This is a genomic window from Rhodopseudomonas palustris (assembly GCF_007005445.1).
GTDB classification, from domain to species: Bacteria; Pseudomonadota; Alphaproteobacteria; order Rhizobiales; family Xanthobacteraceae; genus Rhodopseudomonas; species Rhodopseudomonas palustris_G.
The window spans coordinates 1,948,994-1,967,125 of sequence record NZ_CP041387.1; the positions used below are offsets into that span (position 1 = coordinate 1,948,994).

The window sequence follows — 18,132 nt, forward strand, 5'->3', positions numbered from 1 at the left end:
TGTCCGGCTCTCGCCCGCAAGCTGGACCCGTTCCACACACCAGACCAGTCGTCCACCGTGCGGCTCCCCGCGACGGGAATCGGGAAAGCGATGAGCGTGACATCCGGAACCAAATCTGAGAGCGGCGTCGGCGAGACCATCCGCGTCGTCATTCACGCCCTCATCATTGCGCTGGTGATCCGCACCTTCCTGTTTCAGCCCTTCAATATTCCGTCCGGATCGATGAAGGCGACGCTGCTGGTCGGCGACTATTTGTTCGTGTCCAAATACTCCTACGGCTACAGCCGGTATTCGATCCCGTTGTCGCCGCCGTTGTTCTCCGGGCGCATCTTCGGCTCGGATCCGAACCGCGGCGACGTGGTGGTGTTCCGCCTGCCGAAGGACGACTCCACCGACTACATCAAGCGCGTCATCGGCCTGCCGGGCGACCGCATCCAGATGCGCGAAGGGCTGCTCTACATCAACGACAAGCCGGTCGAGCGCGAGCGGCTGGCGGACTATGTCGGCGAGGATCCGTGCGGCTCGGAGGCCACGGCGCGGGTCAAGCGCTGGAAGGAGACGCTGCCGAACGGCGTCTCCTACGAGACGCTGGATTGCGTCGACAACGGATTCTACGACAACACCAACGTCTACACCGTGCCGCCCGGTAACTTCTTCATGATGGGCGACAATCGCGACAACTCCACCGACAGCCGTGTGCTGTCGGCGGTCGGCTACGTGCCGTACCAGAACATCATCGGCCGCGCGCAGATGATCTTCTTCTCGATCGCCGAAGGCGAGCACGCGTGGCAGATCTGGCGCTGGCCGACCGCGGTGCGCTGGAGCCGCATCTTCACCATCGTTCGATGATCGACGACGCGACCAGCGTGGACCGACCGCAGCCGGCCGGCGAGCCGCAGCCGCCTGAGCTTCCGGCGGCCGAGTCCTCGGCCGCGAAGAAGCGCCGCACCGGCAAGGCCAAAGCCAAGGCGACCGCCGCGGCGATCGAGCAGCGGATCGGCCACAGCTTCGCCGACCCGTCGTTGTTGACCACCGCGCTGACCCATGTCTCGGCGCTGAAATCGGCGCGCCGCACCGACAGCTATCAGCGGCTGGAATTCCTCGGGGACCACGTGCTCGGCCTGATCGTTTCCGACATGCTGTATCGCGCGTTTCCCGACGCCGACGAGGGCGAATTGTCGAAACGGCTCGCCGATCTGGTGCGCAAAGAGTCCTGCGCCGATGTCGCCCGCCATCTCGATCTGTCCGAGGGCATCAAGATCGGCACCGTCGGCGCCGGCGCCGGCGCCAAGCTGCGCAAGTCGGTGCTTGGCGATATCTGCGAGGCGGTGATCGGCGCGGTCTATCTCGACGGCGGCTACGAGGCGGCGTCGAACTTCGTTCGAAGCAACTGGACCGAGCGGATGCACAAGCCGGTGCGGTCGCTGCGCGATCCCAAGACCGTGCTGCAGGAATGGGCGCAGGCCCGTGGCCTGCCGACCCCGGTGTACCGCGAGGTCGAGCGCACCGGGCCGCATCACGATCCCCAATTCCGTGTCGCCGTTGTTCTGCCGGGTCTGGAGCCGGCCGAGGGCGTCGGCGGCAGCAAACGCGCGGCCGAAAAGGTCGCGGCTTCGGCGATGCTGGCGCGCGAAGGCGTCGGCGCAGGCGGCAATGATGGCTGAACATGAAGACGCGGCGCCAGCCGCGACCCGCTGCGGCTTCGTCGCGCTGATCGGCGCGCCGAACGTCGGCAAATCCACCCTGGTCAACGCGCTGGTCGGCTCGAAAGTCACCATCGTGTCGCGCAAGGTGCAAACCACGCGCGCGCTGATCCGCGGCATCGTGATCGAAGACGCCTCGCAGATCATCCTTGTCGACACGCCCGGCATCTTCGCGCCGAAGCGGCGGCTCGACCGCGCGATGGTCAAGACCGCATGGAGCGGCGCGCACGACGCCGACCTCGTTTGCGTGCTGCTCGACGCCCGTGCCGGCATCAATGAGCAGGCCGAGGATATTCTGGCCAATCTCGCCAATGTCGATCGACCGAAGCTGCTGGTGCTCAACAAGATCGATCTGATCGCTCGCGAGAAATTGCTGGCGCTGGCACAGGCCGCCAATCAGCGGCTGGCATTCGACCAGACCTTCATGGTGTCGGCGCTGACCGGAGATGGTGTCGACGATCTGCGCAAGGCACTCGCCGCGCAGGTGCCCGAAGGGCCGTTCCACTATCCCGAAGACCAGATGTCGGATGCGCCGCTGCGTCATCTGGCGGCCGAGATCACCCGTGAGAAGATCTTCCGGCAACTGCATCAGGAATTACCGTATCAGTCGACGGTCGAGACCGACACCTGGACCGAGCGCAAGGACGGCTCGGTGAAGATCGAGCAGACGATCTTCGTCGAGCGCGAGAGCCAGCGCAAAATCGTGCTTGGCAAGGGCGGCGCCACCATCAAGGCGATCGGTGCCGAGGCGCGCAAGGAGATCGGCGCGATCCTGGAGCAGCCGGTGCACTTGTTCCTGTTCGTCAAGGTTCGTGAGGACTGGGGTAACGACCCGGACCGCTACCGCGAAATGGGCCTGGAGTTTCCCAAGGAATGACCAACGGTACGACCTCAGGCCTGCCGCGGAACGTCTACTGGTTCGAGGTGCTGCTGCTGACATCGTTGATGCTCGACTGCATCTCGGTGGCGTTCCAGGATCGCAGCCTGCTCGAGTCGAGCCTGTCGGCCGGAATGGTCGCGGCTGCCAACACCATCGCGGCCGGCCTGATCTTGCTGCTGGCCTATCTGGTCTGGCTCGCCGCCCACGGCCGCAAGAACTGGGCGCGGGCGGTGCTGACCGCTTCACTTGTGTTCTCGGTGGTGTCGCTGGCGCAGATCGTCGGCGACAGCGGCCTCGAGGCGGGACTGTGGATCGATATCGTATCTTGCGGCCTGACTGCGGCCGGCGTGTATCTGTCCTTCACCGGCGACGCCCGCGGCTGGTTCAACGGCTGACCCGATGGCCCGGGCGGCTGCGCGCCGGCGCTGAATCCTGTACGATCCGCTGATGGATTGGAGCGACGAGGGCATCATTCTCGGAGTGCGCCGGCACGGTGAGGCCGGCGCCATCGTCGAACTGCTGACCCGCAGCCACGGCCGCCATCTCGGCATGGTCCGCGGCGCCGCGTCGGCGCGGATGCGGCCGCTGCTGCAGCCCGGCAACAGTGTCCTGGCGTCGTGGCGGGCGCGGCTCGACGAACATCTCGGCTACTATCAGCTCGAAGCCACCAAGATGCGCGCCGCGACGCTACTGGCATCCTCCCATGCAGTGTACGGCGTCACTCATCTGGCGTCGCTGGCGCGGCTGCTGCCGGAGCGCGATCCGCACGAGGAGATCTATCACCGGCTGATCCTCACTCTGGATGATTTCGACGATCTCGGTATCGCCGCCGCCCACCTGATCCGGTTCGAGCTTGCCATTCTGGCCGAGCTTGGATTCGGGCTCGACCTGTCCGCCTGCGCCGCGACCGGCGCCACCACCGAACTGATCTACGTGTCGCCGAAATCCGGCAGCGCGGTGTCGCGCATCGCGGGCGAGCCGTGGCGCGACCGGCTGCTGCGACTGCCGCCGTTCCTGCGCGACGACGAGGCGGCGAGCGAGAGCGGCTGGTCCGGTCAGGATCTGTTCGACGGCTTCGCGCTGACCGGCCGGTTCCTGCTGCGCAACGTGCTGGAGCCGCGCGGGCAGGGCCATTCCGACGCCCGTGCGGGGTTCATCAATGCGGTGACGCGGGCGCTGGCGCAGGTCGCGATCCCGTGAGCACGCGGCGCCGCTCAGACGTGGCGCCGCAGCCGCTGGCCGGGCAGCAGGTCGTAGGGCGAGCGCCAGCCCGGCAGCGCCGCGATCCGGCCGAGCCAGGCCTGCACCTCCGGGTGGCGGGCAGGAAGGTCGAAGCCGGTCTCGTCGTCCGGGAACGACAGATAGGCCATCATCGAGATGTCGGCGATCGTCGGGCTGTCGCCGACCGCGAAAGCGTGGTCGCGCAGATGCGTGCCGAGGATCGTCAGGTAGTCATCGATCCGCTTGCGGAAATACGCCAGCACGTCGCTGTTGGCCGACGGCATGAAGGTGCGGGCGAACCGATAGGTCGCGCAATAGCTGCTGAGCTTGTGGTTGTCCCAGAACAGCCAGCGCAGCACCTCGAATTTTTCGTCCGCAGTGCCGCCGCCGAACCGGCCGTAACGATCGGCGAGCTGCAGCAGGATCGGCGCCGTCTGCGTCAGCCTCGCGCCATCCTCTTCGAGCACCGGGATCTCGCCCATCGCATTGACGCGGGCACGCCATTCCGGCGTCCGGGTGATGCCGCTGCCGAAATCGGTCCAGACCGGCTCGAAGCTCTGGCCGCACAGTGTCAGCATCAGGGCCAGCTTGTAGCTGTTTCCGGATTCGGGAAAATAGTGCAGGCGATAGGTCGGCATTCGGTCTCCTGGAAACTGCGTGTCGTGGCGTCGAATGGATGGTGTGTCGTCCACGATAGAACGCATGTAATGTAAAATAGAACATTTGTTCTGTTGGATGATTGTTGAGAAGCGGGCGGCTGTCAACCGATGGATATGATGGGGCCGAACACCAGCGAGCGCGAACGCGAAGTGATGGAGGCGACGCTGCGCCTGATTGGGCGCAGCGGGCTCAAAGCCGTCACCCATCGCGCTGTGGCGGCCGAGGTCGGGATGTCGCTGGGTGCGATCACCCATCGTTTCGGTACGCGCGATCTACTGGTCGACGCCGCGCTGAATTTCGCCTTGATGCGCGAGGTCGCGCGGCTGCGCGCGCTGGCGCTGAAGCTGCAAAGCGATGCGCTCGATCTCGAGTCCTGGATCGACGCTCTGGTCGGCTGGTACGCTAAAGAACTCGATGCCGAGGCGGAAATTCACATCGCCTGTTATGAGGCGTTCCTGGCCGCGGCGCGGGACGACCGCTACCGTCCGATCGTCGCCGAGTGGCAGCAGACCTGGCAGCGCAGCGCTGAGCTGGCGCTCGCCGCGGCGGGATCGCGCACGCCGCGGCTTCACGCCGAAATTTTCGTCTCCGTGCTGGTCGGAACTGTGCTCGGGCAGCTTGCAACTCCGCGCCGGAAGTTCAAGCCTGAGATGCGAGCCGCCTTGTCCGAACTGGTTCGAGGTTTGACCGGCAAGCGCTGAAGCAAGTCGGGCGATCGCCCCCGCGCGCTTGGTCAGCGCAGCACGCTCAGCGCGGCGGCGATCGTCGCGGCGAGCGGCGTGGTCGGGCGTCCGATCAGGCTGCTCAGCGTGCGGCTGTCGTCGAACAACGCGCCCTTGGCTGCGCCGGCGTCGGAGTCGGCCAGCAGCGCGGCGAACGGTTCGGGCAGGCCGGCAGCGACGAGGGCCGCCTGGTACTCGGCCTGCGGCAGGTTGCGATAGGCGACCGCTTTGCCGGATTGCCGGGACAGCTCGGCGGCGAATTCTGCGAGCGTATAGGCGGTGTCGCCGGCTAGCTCATAGATCCGGCCAGCCTGCGGCTGCCCGGCAGTCAGCACGCTGACGGCGGCCTCGGCGTAATCGGCGCGCGTCGCCGAGGCGATCCGGCCGTCGCCGGCGCTGCCGAGCAGGGCGCCGTGCGCCAGCGCTGCCGGGATCGAGGCGGCATAGTTCTCGCTGTACCAGCCGTTGCGCAGCACGACATGCGGCACGCCGAGCTCCAGCAGCGCCGCCTCGGTCTGCCGGTGCTCCTCGGCGAGGCCGAGCGGCGAGCGGTCGGCGTGGAGCAGGCTGGTATAGGCGAGCAGCGACACCCCGGCGGCGCGGGCGGCTTCGATCGCGTTGCGGTGCTGCGCGCTGCGCTGGCCCACCTCGCTGGAGGAGATCAACAGCGCCCGGTCGACGTCGGCGAACGCCGCCGTCAGCGTCTCGGGGCGGCTGTAATCGCCCCGGTGGACGTGCAGGCCGCGCGTGGCGAACTCGGCCGCAGCCTTGTCGGTGCGGACCAGGACGCCGATCTGGGCGGGCGGCACCGACTTCAGCAGGCCGTCAACGACGAGGCGGCCGAGCTGGCCGCTGGCACCGGTGATGAGAAAACGCGAGGCGGGCATCGGAGAAACTCCTGGGTGGTCGTGATTTGAGAGTAGGTCTATAATGGAGACCATCCGCCTGGCCCGTAAGGAGGCAGTTTTCCGTGCCAAGGTCACCTGGAGAGAACCTGCCCGTCGCGACGCATCGCGCGACGCTGACCGACCGCTACGCCGCCTGGCGCGAGCAAGGGTTCGATGCCGCGCGCTGCCCGGTGCGCAACGTGCTCGACCATCTGGGCAGCAAATGGAGCACTCTATTGTTGATCGCGCTGGCCGAAAAGCCGATGCGATTCAACGCGCTGCTACGGGATGTTCCAGATATTTCGAGGCGGATGCTGACCCAGACGCTGCGCGATCTCGAGCGCGACGGGCTGGTCTCCCGTCAGGTGTTTCCGACCAAGCCGCCCAGCGTCGAATACCGGCTGTCGGCGACCGGCGAGTCGGTGCTCGGTCCGCTCACCGCTCTGGTCGGTTGGGCCGAACAGCACTTTCCCGAGATCGAACGCGCCCGGGCCAGGTTCGATGCGGTCGCCGGCGCGGGTGCCGCCGCGATTCCCGGTGAAACCGCAAGGCCGGAAAGCCCGCAGGCGCTTGCTCCGTCCCCGGTCAGGGGATAACCCCACGCCATGGGAAAACGATTGATTCCGCCTGAGCCGGCCGAGATTCACGAGGTCCAGCTTCGCGAGGCGCTGGAAGAGCGCTATCTCGCCTACGCGCTGTCGACCATCATGCACCGGGCGCTGCCGGACGCCCGAGACGGGCTGAAGCCGGTGCATCGCCGCATTCTGTACGGGATGCGGTTGCTGCGGCTCGACCCCGGTACGCCGTTCAAGAAGTCCGCCAAGATTGTCGGCGACGTGATGGGTTCGTTCCATCCGCACGGCGACCAGTCGATCTACGACGCCTTGGTGCGGCTCGCGCAGGACTTCTCGTCGCGCTATCCGCTGGTCGACGGCCAGGGCAATTTCGGCAACATCGACGGCGATAACCCGGCGGCCTACCGCTACACCGAAGCGCGGATGACCGATGTCGCGCGCCTGCTGCTCGACGGCATCGACGAGGACGGCGTCGCGTTTCGGCCGAACTACGACGGTCAGGCCAAGGAGCCGGTGGTGCTGCCGGGCGGCTTCCCGAACCTGCTCGCCAACGGTGCCCAGGGCATCGCCGTCGGCATGGCCACCGCGATCCCGCCGCACAACGCCGCGGAACTGTGCGACGCCGCGTTGCATCTGATCGAGAAACCCGACGCCAAGTCGAGGGCGCTGCTGCGCTTCGTCAAGGGACCGGACTTCCCGACCGGCGGCATCATCATCGACTCTAAGGAAAGCATCGCCGAAGCCTACACCACCGGCCGCGGAGCGTTCCGCACCCGCGCCAAGTGGGAGCAGGAAGAGGGCGCGCGCGGCACCTGGAGCGTGGTGGTCACGCAGATCCCGTGGCTGGTGCAGAAGTCGCGGCTGATCGAGAAGATCGCCGAGCTGCTCAACGAGAAGAAGCTGCCGCTGGTCGGCGACATCCGCGACGAGTCGGCCGAGGACGTCCGCATCGTCATCGAGCCGAAGTCGCGCAGCGTCGATCCGGCGCTGATGATGGAATCGCTGTTCCGGCTGACCGAGCTGGAGAGCCGGATTCCACTGAATCTCAATGTGCTGGTGGGCGGCCGGATTCCGAAGGTGCTCGGCCTCGCCGAAGCCTTGCGTGAGTGGCTTGATCATCTGCGCGACGTGCTGCTGCGCCGCTCCAACCATCGCAAGACGCAGATCGAGCACCGGCTCGAAGTGCTCGGCGGCTATCTGATCGCGTACCTGAACATCGACGAGGTGATCAGGATCATCCGCACCGAGGACGAACCCAAGCCGGTGTTGATGAAGACCTTCAACCTGACCGAGATCCAGGCCGAAGCCATCCTCAACATGCGGCTGCGCTCCTTGCGCAAGCTCGAGGAAATGGAGATCCGCACCGAGGACAAGAACCTCCGCGCGGAGCTGAAGGGCATCAACGCGGTCCTGAAGTCCGAGACCGAACAGTGGGCCAAGGTCGGCGAGCAGGTCCGCAAAGTCCGCGAGATGTTCGGGCCGAAGACGCCGCTCGGCAAGCGCCGCACCCAATTTGCCGACGCGCCGGAGCACGATCTCGCGGCGATCGAGGAAGCCTTCGTCGAGCGCGAGCCGGTCACCGTGGTGATCTCAGACAAGGGCTGGGTGCGCACGCTGAAGGGCCATGTCGAGGATCTGTCGGGGCTGAACTTCAAGCAGGACGACAAACTCGGCCAGTCGTTCTTCGCCGAGACCACCTCGAAGCTGCTGCTGCTCGCCACCAACGGCCGGTTCTACGCGCTCGACGTCGCCAAACTGCCCGGGGGCCGCGGTCACGGCGAGCCGATCCGGATGTTCATCGACATGGAGCAGGATGCGGCGATCGTCACCGTGTTCGTCCACACCGGCGGCCGCAAATTCCTGATCGCCAGCCATGACGGGCAGGGCTTCGTCGTGAACGAGGACGAGTGCGTCGGCTCGACCCGCAAGGGCAAGCAGATCCTCAACGTCGATATTCCCAACGAAGCGCGGGCGCTCACCGTGGTCAGCGAGGGCGACGACAGCGTCGCGGTGATCGGCGACAACCGCAAGATGGTGATCTTCCCGCTGGATCAGGTGCCCGAGATGACCCGCGGCCGCGGCGTGCGGCTGCAGAAATACAAGGACGGCGGGCTGTCCGACGTCGCCACCTTCTCGTCGAAGCAGGGCCTCGGTTGGCGCGATTCTGCCGGCCGCGAGTTCAGTGCGACCATGAAGGAGCTTGCCGAATGGCGCGGCAATCGCGCCGATGCCGGCCGGCTGCCGCCGAAGGGCTTCCCGAAGTCCAACAAATTCGGACGTGGCATCGGGTGATGTCGCGTCGAACTGCCCCGCGCGCCAGTCGCACGCGGGGCCGCATTCTGATCTTCGCCTCGCTCCCGATTTGCACTCACTGATCGCGATGTTCGAACGCCGCCCCGGCCGATGTGGTCTCCTGCTGCCGCTGTTGCTGTTGCTGTCGCCTTGCCCGGCGCAGGCGGCGGAGCTCGACGGTGCCGCGCTCGGCGGGGTATGGGGTGTCCCGTTTGCCGGCATCCTGCTGTCGATCGCACTCGGCCCGCTGCTGGCCCCGAAAATCTGGCACGCGCATTACGGCAAGATCGCTGCTGGATGGGCCATGCTCGCGCTGGCGCCGATCGCGATCGTATACGGCTGGCAGAGCGCGCTGGCGTCGCTGGTGCACGCGCTCCTTGCCGAGTATCTCAGCTTCATCGTGCTGTTGTTCGCGCTGTTCACGGTGTCTGGCGGCATTCTGGTCACCGGGACGATCCGGGCGACGCCGCTGCTCAACACTGGCCTGCTGGCGGTCGGCACCGCATGCGCCAGCCTGATCGGCACCACCGGCGCGGCGATGATCCTGGTTCGGCCGCTGATCCGCGCCAATGCCGGGCGGCGGCACAACGTCCACGTCATGGTGTTCTTCATCATCCTGGTCGCTAATATCGGTGGCGCGCTGTCGCCGCTCGGCGATCCGCCGCTGTTCGTCGGCTTCCTGCGCGGAATCGATTTCTTCTGGCCGGTGCAGCATCTTTGGCAGCAGACGCTGATTGTCGCCGGCATCCTGCTGACGATCTTCTATCTGCTCGACCTGTGGTACGCCCGGCACGATCCGCCAGCCGAAACCGCCGAACAGCCGGTTGGTTTTCGCGGCAGCATCAATTTCGTTCTGATCGCCGGCATCATAGGCACGATTCTGGCCTGCTCGCAGTGGCGGTCGGGGATCGCGTTCAACGTCTACGGCACGCGGGTCGCACTCGAGAACCTGGTCCGTGACGGCGGCCTGATCGTGCTGGCGCTGCTGTCGCTGTGGTGGACCGCGGACGAACATCGCTCCGCCAACGGCTTCACCTGGGAGCCGATCCGCGAAGTCGCCAAGCTGTTTGCCGGGATCTTCGTCGCGATCATCCCGGTCCTTGCGATGCTGCAGGCCGGCAAGGCCGGCCTGTTTGCGCCGGTGCTCGACGCGGTGTCGGGAAGCGACGGCACGCCGCGCGAGGTGCCGTATTTCTGGTTCACCGGTCTGTTGTCGGCGGTGCTCGACAACGCACCGACCTATCTGGTGTTCTTCGAACTGGCGGGCGGTCAGCCGGCCGAGTTGATGGGGCCGCTCGCCGGAACGCTGGCGGCGATCTCGATGGGGGCGGTTTTCATGGGCGCGCTGACCTATGTCGGCAATGCACCGAATTTCATGGTGTATGCCATCGCCACCGAACGCGGGATCAGAATGCCGGGGTTCTTTGGCTATGCGTTGCGGGTTGGCGCCGTACTGATCCCGCTGTTCCTGTTGCTGACGGTGCTGCCGATCGTTCCGAAGCTGCAGCTCCATTGAAACTGCGGCGGCAGGGCCTGACGCGTTGTCTTCGCGCAAGCCTGCCGCCCGATCGGCGCGAAACCGCGTCAGTTGCCGGGCGGCGCAACGGCGGCGGGAGCGGGCGGCAACCCCGGTGTGTGCCTGGGCTTCAGGGTGCCGATGTAGAACGACACGCCGCCGACCAGCACCACGCATACGAAATACATGGCGTAGGCTTGCGGCGGGGTCGTGGCCCAACGCAGAAACCCGCCGAATGACATTCGCTCTGGTACTTGGCTCGACATGGCGGCCTTGTGCTCCATTTCCGGTCGAATCGGAAGCCGGAAAATGTGATGCCAATCGCCGCCGGCCAAGCCCCCGGCCGAAGCTCGATCAATGACCAGTGGCGTCTTTTGTGGCAGATATGAAGAAGGCTCTGCGACTCGCGTCGTGAAGGCGGTTTTGGAAGCAGATTCGACCGATATCAGTGCTTGGTCAGCTACATGCAACTGTGAATGATTTGCGAGAACGCGTGGCGGCCTGCATTGTGATGCGATGGATGCAAAAACGTCGCAGATGACATCAGAACCCGCGCCGGCACCGAAACGAACCAAAGGGTGGCGTCTTTCGCCGGGCGAGCCATCGCTCGCCGGAATGTTCGGGACGATCCCGACTCGGGCCAAAGGCCCGTTCTGGCGCAAGCTGATTGCATTCCTCGGCCCCGGCTACCTGGTCGCAGTCGGCTACATGGACCCCGGCAACTGGGCGACTTCGCTCGCCGGCGGTTCCAAATACGGCTACGCGCTGCTGACCGTGGCGCTGGTCTCCAACATCATGGCGGTGTTGCTGCAGTCATTGTGCACGCGGCTCGGCGTCGGTGCGGGCAGGGATCTCGCGCAGGCCTGTCGCGACGCCTATCCGCGCTGGGTGTCGTGGCCGCTGTGGCTGTCGGCGGAGATCGCCATCACCGCGACCGACCTCGCCGAGGTGATCGGAACTGCGATCGGACTCAATCTGCTGTTCGGTATCCCGCTCGAACTCGGCGTGCTGATCACCGCTGCCGACGTGTTCCTGGTGCTGGCGCTGCAGGCGTTCGGCTTCCGCTGGATCGAAGCCTTCGTGGTGGCGCTGCTCGGCGTGATCGCGGCCTGCTTCGCGATCCAGATCGCGATGGCCGATCCGGATTGGGGAGCGGTAATCCGCGGCTTCGCGCCAACCACGCGGGTGCTGACCGAGCCCGGTATGCTGTATCTGGCGCTCGGCATCCTCGGCGCTACGGTGATGCCGCACAACCTCTATCTGCACTCCGGCCTGGTACAGACCCGCGGTTTCGGCCACAGCCCGGCCGAGAAGCACGAGGCGATCAAGCTCGCCACGATCGACTCGACGATCGCGCTGACCTTCGCGCTGACCATCAACGCCTCGATCCTGATCCTGGCAGCGGCGACCTTTCACCACGCCGGCCAGACCGATGTCGCCGAACTCGACCAAGCCCATGCCTTCCTGGCGCCGCTGCTCGGCTCGACGCTGGCGCCGACGCTGTTCGGCATCGCGCTGCTCGCCTGCGGCCTGAATTCGACCGTCACCGCCACGCTGGCCGGCCAGATCGTGATGGAAGGCTTCATCCAATTCCGGATCAAGCCGTGGCTGCGCCGGATGGTGACGCGGCTGATCGCGATTGTGCCGGCGGTAGTGGTCACCATCATCGCCGGCGAAAAGGGCACCGGGCAGCTCCTGATCCTCAGTCAGGTGGTACTCAGCCTGCAACTGCCGTTCGCGGTGGTGCCGCTGGTGATGTTCACCGCCAGCCGAGCCAAGATGGGCGAGTTCGTCGCGCCGCGCTGGCTGTCGATTGCCGCCGCACTGATCGCCGCGATCATCATCGCGCTGAATATCAAGCTGGTGTTCGACTACGCGACCGGCGGGTAGTCCGCAGACGAAATCCCAGAGCCGCGGCTGTGCTGGCCGAGTAGAACCGGCGTTTGGTCAAACACGGTTCTGCTCATTCGATCCCGCTTTCGTGGGGGCGTGACGTTGCGCGAAGTATTGAGCGGGAGTGCTTCCAAGCGCCTTCTTGAACATGGTGATGAAGGCGTTGACCGACTCGTAGCCAAGTCCGGCCGCAACGTTCTGCACCGCTTCGCCGCTCGCGAGTTCCCGAAGGGCGACGACGAGGTGGAGCTGCTGTCGCCAGCGTCCGAACGTCAGTCCTGTCTCGCGGATCAGCAGCCGCGCCAGCGACCTTTCACTCATCGCGATCTGCTTCGCCCAATCGCTCAAGGTCCTGCGGTCGGATGGCTCCGCTGTCAGAGCGTCGGCGATGGCCCGGATCTTCGGATGGCTGGAAATCGGCAGGTTGAACCGCTCGCGCGGCATCTCCGCGAGTTCGTCCAGCAGAACGCGCGCCATTCGGGCTGCGTGGCTGTCTGTGTGATAGTCCGCACGCTCCTCTGCCAGACGCTCGACCATTTCCCGGATCAACGGAGAGATCGACAGCGTGCAACTGGATTCGGGCAGTTTCGCCGCTTCCGGTTCCACGAACAGATAGTTGAGCCGCGCATTTGCGGTCGCGCGCGCGCTGTGAGGCACTCCGCCAGGAATCCACACCCCGCAATTCGGAGGCACGATCCAGATCTCGTCGCCGGCCGTGCAAGTGACGGCGCCGTGCAGGGCCAAGATTAACTGCCCCTTGCGATGGACATGCAAAGGCACTTCCGCCGCATGGTCGGAGAAATCGAGCTTGTGGCAGACCGCAGGCAGATGCGTCAGGTCGGGATCGAAAACGGAAACGGCAGATTGCGGCGCGGGCATCAGGATGGCCGTTTTCAGGGATTTTATGTCGTAATACCGAATTTATTCGCTTCTGCAAATCGGACACAACTGGCGGCATGAAGATAATGCCGACGGTATCTCCTCGCTTGATCGAGCCCTGCACAGCAATACTGCAGGTGGCAGCGGACTTCGCTCGCACGGCGGCCATCAAGGAGGATGCGGATGCGGTCCTCTTTTCGGCCAAGAGTTTCGCCGCGGCGATGCTGGCCTATTACATTTCGCTGCAACTCGATTTGCCCAAGCCGTTCTGGGCGATCGTTACTGTCTACATCGTCTCTCAGACATCCGCGGGAGCGTCGTTCAGTCGTGGCGTGTATCGCTTCGTCGGCACCTTGGTGGGTGCGATTGCGACGATCGCTATCGTTCCGAATTTCGTCAACGACCCGATCGTATGCTGCGTCATCCTCGCGGGCTGGATCGGTCGGTGTCTGTTTCTCTCGCTGCTGGATCGGACGCCGCGAGCCTACGCTTTCGTACTGGCTGGCTACACGACAAGCCTGATCGGCTTTCCGAGCGTGCTTGATCCTGGTGCAGTGTTCGAAACGGCATCGCTGCGCGTCCAGGAAATCTCCATCGGAATTATCTGCGCGGTTCTGATCCACCGTTACGTCCTGCCGAAGCCGATGAGTGGCCAGTTCACCGGCAAGCTGTCGGCGACGCTTCTGGACGCCCGCGGGATTGCGGGCCTCGCGCTGACGGGAACGGCGAAAGCGAACCGCAACGATCGCCATCAACTTGCTGCCGATCTCCTGATGCTCCGGGGGCTTGCGACGCATCTGCCGTATGATCCCGGATCGGTGACGCCGCGGCGCGAGACGTTGCAACTCATTCACGCCAGGCTCGCTCGGCTTCTTCCACTCACGACTGAAATCGAAGACCGGGTCCGTTTTCTCCGCATTGGGCACGGCGATACGGCTGATGGGCTGACCGCATTGATCGATGATGTCGGGGCCTGGATCGCTGCCGCTGGGACGGGCGATGGGGAGAGGGCGGCTCGGCTGATCGCGCGCGCGCGGTCGCTCCAGGCTCATCTGGGCACAGATGCAGCGACGCCCGCCGACCGGGTGGGCGCCAACCTTGCAGGTCATCTGGCTGAAATGATCGGCCTGATTCACGACTGCGACCAGCTCGATCAGAACATGATCACCGGCTCGAACTCACCACAGGCGGAGTGGCTTTACGGGCCGGCGCCTGCAAAGGGGTACGTCTATCACCGTGATCCATGGATGGCGGCTCGTGCAGCGCTCGGTGCCGTCGTCGCTATCCTCAGCGGCTGTGCCTTCTGGATATGGTCGGCCTGGCCGGAGGGCGGCACCGCAGTCTCAATTCTCGGCGTATGCTGCACCTTGTTCGGCAATTTCGACGCGCCTGTGCCATTCGTCGTCAAATACATCGTGGGCTCGATCTGGGGAGTTCTGATAAGCCTCGTCTACAGCTTCGCCATCTTGCCCCAAGTCACGAACTTCGCAGTTCTGGTCGCGGTCCTTGCGCCAGCATTTCTGTTTGCTGGCTCGCTCCAGGCGCGAGCGCCGACGACGTTCATGGCGCTGGGAATCACTCTCACAATTCCGATCCTGTCGGGCCTCGGCAGCAACTACACCGGTGACTTCGCCACTTTTCTCGACACCGTGATCGCACTGTTCGCAGCAGTTGGTTTCGGGGCGGTCAGCATGTCCATCTTCCAGACTGTACCGCTGGACGTCGCGATCAACCGGCTGCTTCTCCACAGTCGGCAGGATGTCGGTCGCCGCGCTCTGGGCGGCGCGCCGAACGAAGCGCGCTGGACAAGCCTGATGATCGACCGAACGGCGCTGCTGCTGCCGAGGCTGCGAGCGGCCGGCAGAGCCCCTGCAAACGTCCTTGACGATACGCTGTGCCTTCTTCGCATCGGTCACGTCGCCGGCCGGCTTCGCAAGCTGGTCCCGCAGGTCCAGGGCGAGGCCGGCGTCGCAATCGGCGGTCTTCTGTCCGCGATTGCCACGTGTTTCAGCGTGAGGCGACCGACGACGCCTGCCGAACTTGCAGACCTCGATCAGCGCATCGCGACGTTGATGGCAATGATGGCGGCCAGTTCACTCAAGAGTCGCCTGCGGATAATCGATCTGCTGATCGACCTCCGTTTTGCGCTCGGTTTCGGTGGAATGGTGCAGGAGGACGATCCGGCTCATGATCGTTGATTTGAATATGGGGGGTGTCTTCATTCCCGGCCTGGTGGTCCTCGCGCTCGTCGCGCTGTTCGCCACCGTGGCAATCATGCGTTTCTGCAACGCCACCGGGATCTCCCGGCTGTTCGAGTATCGGCCACTCGTCGAAATCGCCACCTTCCTCATGATCTACGGTCTTCTCATGCTGTATCTTCCCTTGATCGGATCAATCTCGTGAAATCGTTTCTGTCCGTGCTCAGCCGCTATGCCCTGACCGTCGGCTTAGTCGCTCTTTCGGGTGTTGTCGGCCTGCAGGCCTGGGGCCACTACCAGCGAACACCCTGGACGCGCGACGGTCGAGTGAGCGTGAATGTCGTCCAGATCGCGCCTGAGGTTTCAGGTGCGATCCGCTCGGTGGCAGTGGTCGACAATCAGTACGTCAAACGCGGTGATGTACTTTACGAGATCGACCCCGAACGGCTTCGTTTGGCACTGGCGCTGGCCGAGGCTGACGTCGAAGCGAAGCGCCAGGATATGATCGTTCGTCAAGCCACGGCGCAGCGGAAACGGCAGCTCAAGGATGTTGTCTCACAGGAAGCCGTCCAGCAATCGGGCGGCGCTGCGGCAATAGCCAGCGCCGCCTATCAGGCCGCGGTGGCGACATTCGATTTGGCCAAGCTCGATCTTGCTCGTTCCGTCGTTCGTTCACCTGTCGATGGGTATGTGACGAATCTGAAGCTTCGGCCCGGCGACTACGCGACCGCTGGGGCGACGAATGTCGCGATCCTCGATGCCGCCAGTTTCTGGATCACCGGCTATTTCGAAGAGACGAAAATTCAGCAGATCCGTGTCGGGGCCCCGGCGCGGGTCAAGCTGATGGGCTTTGACCAGCCAGTGGCGGGCCATGTCGAAAGTATCGGTCGCGGCATCGAGAACAGCAGTGAAGCGCCGGGGCGCTTCGGCCTGCCCAATGTCGCGGCGACGTTTTCCTGGGTGCGTCTCGCCCAGCGCATCCCGGTGCGTATCCATATCGATCAAGTACCGTCCGGCATAGAACTGGCGGCTGGGATGACGGCCACCATCGAGATCGCTCCCGCTGATGTCGAGCCGAACACGGGGCAGCGACCATGAACTGCACGCGCACGCTTTCGTTGTCCCATTGTCTCGCCGTGGTGTAGCGGGACGACCGGCGAGACTGGACGCCTGTGTCGGAAGGGCCGAGCTAATCCTGCGGCTCGGGTTGCATCTCGCCGGAAGCGTCGATGCGCAGCCAGCCGCTCGGCGCCAGCCGCTGCTGGGGCAGGTAGCGGCCTTTGTAGTCCATCTTCCTGGAGCCTTCGATCCAGTAGCCGAGATAGACGTAGGGCAGGCCGAGCCGCCGCGCGCGGGCGATATGATCGAGGATCATGAAGGTGCCGAGCGATCGGTTCTGCTCGGTCGGCTCGTAGAACGAATACACCATCGACAGCCCGTCTCCGAGCACATCGGTCAGCGCTGCGGCGATCAGGTCGCCGCCGCGGCCGGTGACGCCGGTGTCGGGGGTGCGCTTGCGGTACTCGATCATCCGGGTCTGGACGTGGCTGTCCTCGACCATCATCGCATAGTCGAGCACCGTCATGTCGGCCATTCCGCCGTGGCGATGGCGCTGGTCGAGATAGGCGCGGAACACCGAATATTGCTCGGAGGTCGGCACCGGGTTGCGCTGCTCGCCGACAATGTCGGCGTTGCGGGCCAGCAGCTTGCGCTGGTTGCGCGATGGCTTGAACTCGTTGGCGATCACCCGGACCGACACGCAGGCGCGGCAATGATCGCAGGCCGGGCGGTAGGCGATCGACTGGCTGCGCCGGAAGCCACCATGGGTCAGCAGGTCGTTGAGCTCGCCGGCCTTGTTGCCCACCAGATGGGTGAACACCTTGCGCTCGTGCCGGCCCGGCAGATACGGGCACGGCGAGGGGGCGGTCAGATAGAATTGCGGGGTATCGCGCGAGTGCTGGGTCACGTCGGGTCGTCGGCCTCCAACGCGCCCAGCATCGCCTTGCGTCCGCCGCCGGTCAATCGCTTTCGCCCTTAGTAGGAGCGCGCCGGCTGCGAGGCGGGTACGGTGCTGTTGATAATCACGGTCCCGAGCAGGATATCGTGCAACAGCCGGCGCCGGCTGTTGAACAGCCCGATCAGTAGGATCAGAGGGGTCAGCATCGACAGCGACAGCCAGAACAGGAAGGCGTGTGCCGCGCCGAGCACGAAGTAGCCGGGTTCGCCGGTCCAGGTGGTCAGTTCCAGCCCCATTGTCCGCATCCCGATCGTCGCCGAATGCGGGCCGCCGAGCGAGGCGCCGTAATACACCAGCGCCCAGATCACCGACAGCGGCGACACCAGCCAGAACAGGGTCCAGCCGATCCCGAGCGTGACCAGGCCGAACATCGCGATGAACACCGTCACCACGATGACCGGCACGGCGAGCACCACCAGGTCGATCAGGAAGGCGAACACCCGCTTGGTCAGCACGCCCTGAAACAGTTCCGGATTGAGCCAGGGGTCGAACGCCGCGGGCCGCACCTCGCCGCCGCGCCAGCCGCCACTCCCACCATAGTCAGCCATCAGCCTGCTCCGCGTTGGGCCGCCCGGACAGGAGCGGTCGCCCGGTTCGACATGGCGACGGCAACGACGCGTTGCAAGGCTGCCGCGACATTACAAACCATCCATCGATCCGCCGGAGGCCGGCGAATCGGCGAGGGAAGC

General features: G+C 65.0%; 18 protein-coding genes. 13 read left to right on the top strand and 5 right to left on the bottom strand.

Features of this window, described 5'->3' with window-relative positions; genetic code table 11:
• The first annotated feature begins 90 nt into the window (after positions 1-90).
• The 5 genes from lepB to recO are packed head-to-tail and all read left to right on the top strand — an operon-like array spanning position 91 to position 3,783.
• A complete protein-coding gene (gene lepB / locus FLL57_RS08845; RefSeq protein WP_013502512.1) occupies positions 91-849 on the top strand; it encodes a signal peptidase I in 759 nt (252 codons plus the stop codon).
• Positions 846-1,664, top strand: a complete 819-nt coding sequence (rnc, locus tag FLL57_RS08850; RefSeq protein ID WP_142884190.1) for a ribonuclease III — start codon at positions 846-848, stop codon at positions 1,662-1,664. The genes lepB and rnc overlap by 4 nt, the downstream gene beginning before the upstream one ends.
• The gene (gene era, locus FLL57_RS08855; protein ID WP_085977231.1) at positions 1,657-2,580 is read left to right on the top strand and encodes a GTPase Era; all 924 of its coding nucleotides are present in this window, start codon (positions 1,657-1,659) and stop codon (positions 2,578-2,580) included. The genes rnc and era overlap by 8 nt, the downstream gene beginning before the upstream one ends.
• Entirely contained in the window at positions 2,577-2,978 is a 402-nt protein-coding gene (locus FLL57_RS08860) for a hypothetical protein (RefSeq protein ID WP_013502509.1), read from the top strand. The genes era and FLL57_RS08860 overlap by 4 nt, the downstream gene beginning before the upstream one ends.
• A gap of 52 nt (positions 2,979-3,030) precedes the next feature.
• Positions 3,031-3,783: a DNA repair protein RecO gene (gene recO, locus FLL57_RS08865; RefSeq protein WP_013502508.1), complete on the top strand. Its 753-nt coding sequence runs from the start codon at positions 3,031-3,033 to the stop codon at positions 3,781-3,783.
• Between the two features lie 14 nt (positions 3,784-3,797).
• Here recO and FLL57_RS08870 read toward each other — a convergent pair whose 3' ends face one another.
• Positions 3,798-4,442 carry a glutathione S-transferase family protein gene (locus FLL57_RS08870; RefSeq protein WP_047307303.1) on the bottom strand — a complete coding sequence of 215 codons (645 nt, stop codon included), beginning with the start codon at positions 4,440-4,442 and terminating at the stop codon, positions 3,798-3,800.
• A gap of 174 nt (positions 4,443-4,616) precedes the next feature.
• On the opposite strand from FLL57_RS08870, the gene FLL57_RS08875 reads away from it, so the two are divergent.
• A complete protein-coding gene (locus FLL57_RS08875) occupies positions 4,617-5,165 on the top strand; it encodes a TetR/AcrR family transcriptional regulator (protein WP_234713228.1) in 549 nt (182 codons plus the stop codon).
• Between the two features lie 32 nt (positions 5,166-5,197).
• Here FLL57_RS08875 and FLL57_RS08880 read toward each other — a convergent pair whose 3' ends face one another.
• Positions 5,198-6,073, bottom strand: coding sequence for an SDR family oxidoreductase (locus FLL57_RS08880; protein ID WP_047307305.1), 876 nt, complete (start codon positions 6,071-6,073; stop codon positions 5,198-5,200).
• 83 nt (positions 6,074-6,156) lie between these two features.
• Between FLL57_RS08880 and FLL57_RS08885 the strand changes: the two genes are divergently transcribed.
• The 4 genes from FLL57_RS08885 to FLL57_RS08905 all read left to right on the top strand — a co-directional run bounded on the left by FLL57_RS08885 (position 6,157) and on the right by FLL57_RS08905 (position 12,346).
• Complete coding sequence (locus FLL57_RS08885; protein ID WP_047307306.1) at positions 6,157-6,669, top strand: winged helix-turn-helix transcriptional regulator; 513 nt, start codon at positions 6,157-6,159, stop codon at positions 6,667-6,669.
• 9 nt (positions 6,670-6,678) lie between these two features.
• Positions 6,679-8,940 (top strand): DNA topoisomerase IV subunit A, encoded by a 2,262-nt coding sequence (parC, locus tag FLL57_RS08890; protein ID WP_047307307.1) that lies wholly within the window; start codon positions 6,679-6,681, stop codon positions 8,938-8,940.
• 88 nt (positions 8,941-9,028) lie between these two features.
• The gene (locus FLL57_RS08895; protein ID WP_047307317.1) at positions 9,029-10,456 is read left to right on the top strand and encodes a sodium:proton antiporter; all 1,428 of its coding nucleotides are present in this window, start codon (positions 9,029-9,031) and stop codon (positions 10,454-10,456) included.
• A gap of 516 nt (positions 10,457-10,972) precedes the next feature.
• Complete coding sequence (locus tag FLL57_RS08905; RefSeq protein ID WP_047307308.1) at positions 10,973-12,346, top strand: Nramp family divalent metal transporter; 1,374 nt, start codon at positions 10,973-10,975, stop codon at positions 12,344-12,346.
• Between the two features lie 57 nt (positions 12,347-12,403).
• On the opposite strand, the gene FLL57_RS08910 is transcribed toward FLL57_RS08905, so the two are convergent.
• A complete protein-coding gene (locus tag FLL57_RS08910) occupies positions 12,404-13,228 on the bottom strand; it encodes an AraC family transcriptional regulator (protein WP_142882699.1) in 825 nt (274 codons plus the stop codon).
• Between the two features lie 77 nt (positions 13,229-13,305).
• Here FLL57_RS08910 and FLL57_RS08915 point away from each other — a divergent pair, with 77 nt between their 5' ends.
• Genes FLL57_RS08915 through FLL57_RS08925 form a run of 3 tightly spaced genes read left to right on the top strand, consistent with a single transcriptional unit; the run spans position 13,306 to position 16,524 of the window.
• Positions 13,306-15,426, top strand: a complete 2,121-nt coding sequence (locus tag FLL57_RS08915; protein ID WP_235677243.1) for an FUSC family protein — start codon at positions 13,306-13,308, stop codon at positions 15,424-15,426.
• A complete protein-coding gene (locus FLL57_RS08920; RefSeq protein ID WP_047307310.1) occupies positions 15,416-15,631 on the top strand; it encodes a DUF1656 domain-containing protein in 216 nt (71 codons plus the stop codon). Before FLL57_RS08915 ends, FLL57_RS08920 begins: the two co-directional genes overlap by 11 nt.
• Positions 15,628-16,524: an efflux RND transporter periplasmic adaptor subunit gene (locus FLL57_RS08925; RefSeq protein ID WP_013502496.1), complete on the top strand. Its 897-nt coding sequence runs from the start codon at positions 15,628-15,630 to the stop codon at positions 16,522-16,524. Before FLL57_RS08920 ends, FLL57_RS08925 begins: the two co-directional genes overlap by 4 nt.
• Before the next feature lie 91 nt (positions 16,525-16,615).
• On the opposite strand, the gene FLL57_RS08930 is transcribed toward FLL57_RS08925, so the two are convergent.
• Positions 16,616-17,392: an arginyltransferase gene (locus tag FLL57_RS08930; RefSeq protein ID WP_013502495.1), complete on the bottom strand. Its 777-nt coding sequence runs from the start codon at positions 17,390-17,392 to the stop codon at positions 16,616-16,618.
• Between the two features lie 68 nt (positions 17,393-17,460).
• Positions 17,461-17,991 carry an RDD family protein gene (locus tag FLL57_RS08935; RefSeq protein ID WP_013502494.1) on the bottom strand — a complete coding sequence of 177 codons (531 nt, stop codon included), beginning with the start codon at positions 17,989-17,991 and terminating at the stop codon, positions 17,461-17,463.
• Positions 17,992-18,132 lie beyond the last annotated feature (141 nt).